This is a genomic window from Arthrobacter sp. 2YAF22_2 (genome assembly GCF_052114645.1).
In the GTDB taxonomy this organism is placed as follows: Bacteria; Actinomycetota; Actinomycetes; order Actinomycetales; family Micrococcaceae; genus Arthrobacter.
Window position 1 is genome coordinate 1 of the sequence record NZ_JBFRFD010000710.1, and the last position, 1,405, is coordinate 1,405.

General features: G+C 65.0%; 1 protein-coding gene. It reads left to right on the forward strand.

Translation table 11 applies throughout. From position 1 onward, the window contains the following. On the forward strand, nucleotides 1–1,318 hold a 1,318-nt coding region (metG, locus tag AB4Y86_RS18910; RefSeq protein WP_441403667.1), incomplete at its 5' end, for a methionine--tRNA ligase. Nucleotides 1,319–1,405: the final 87 nt, after the last annotated feature.

Here is a 1,405-nt window from a genome sequence, read left to right on the forward strand (position 1 = left end):
AATCTACAAGGCGACCCACGCGGCGCTGGGGATCTCCTATGACCGGTTCATCCGGACCACGGATGCGGACCACTACGCSGCTTCGCAGGCCATCTGGCAGAAGATGGAAGCCAACGGCGACATCTACCTGTCCAAGTACGAAGGCTGGTATTCGGTCCGGGACGAGGCGTATTACGTCGAGGACGAGACAGTGGTGAAGGACGACGGCGTCCGCTACTCGCGCGAAACGGACACCGAGGTGAGCTGGACGGCGGAGGAGAGCTACTTCTTCAAGCTCTCCGCCTACCAGGACAAACTGCTGGCCATGTACGAGGACCACCCCGAGTTCGGCGCCCCGCAGTACCGCTTCAACGAGGTCATCAGCTTCGTCCGCGGTGGCCTGGAGGACCTGTCCATCAGCCGGACCAGTTTCGACTGGGGCGTCCCGGTTCCCGGCAACGACCAGCACGTGATGTACGTCTGGGTCGATGCGCTGACCAACTACCTCACCGGCGTCGGCTACCCGGACGTGGAGTCCGCGTCCTTCAAGAAGTTCTGGCCCGCGGACGTCCATGTGATCGGCAAGGACATTTCGCGGTTCCATGCCATCTACTGGCCGGCTTTCCTGATGAGCGCCGGGCTGGAACTGCCGAAGCGCGTCATGATCCACGGCTTCCTGCAGAACAACGGCGTCAAGATGTCCAAGTCGCTGGGCAACGTGGTGGCCCCGGCGGACTTCGTGGCGCAGTACGGGCTCGACCAGGTCCGCTTCTTCCTGCTGCGCGAGGTGCCGTTCGGCGCCGACGGCAGCTACAGCCACGACGCGATTGTCGGCCGCATGAACGCGGACCTGGCGAACAACTTCGGCAACCTCGCGCAGCGTTCCCTGTCCATGGTGGCCAAGAACTGTGAGGGCAAGGTCCCCGTCCCGGCCGGTTTCAGCGCCGAGGATACCGCGCTGCTGGGGCAGGCCAAAGGACTGCTGGAGACCGCCCGCGTAGCGTTTGAAAAGCAGGAGTTCAGCCGCGCGCTGGAAGCCATCTGGAACGTGCTGGGTGACACCAACGCCTACTTCGCCGCGCAGGCGCCGTGGGTGCTGCGGAAGACCGACGTCGAACGGATGAACACGGTCCTGTACGTGACCCTTGAAGTGCTCCGCAACGTCGCGATCCTGGCGCAGCCGGTCATGCCGACGGCGGCAGGAGCCATCTTGGACAGCCTGGGCCAGCCTGAAGGTGAAGCCCGCGATTTCGCCGCCCTGGGCACGCCGATCGAGGCCGGGACCGCGCTGCCGGCCCCGGCCCCGGTATTCCCCAAGTACGAGGAACCCGCCTCCTGACGCTCCCTCAGCTCCTGCCGTGCTGGGGTTGACGCTCCCTCAGGTCTTGCCGTGCTGGGGTTGACGCTCCCTCAGGTCTTGCCGGGG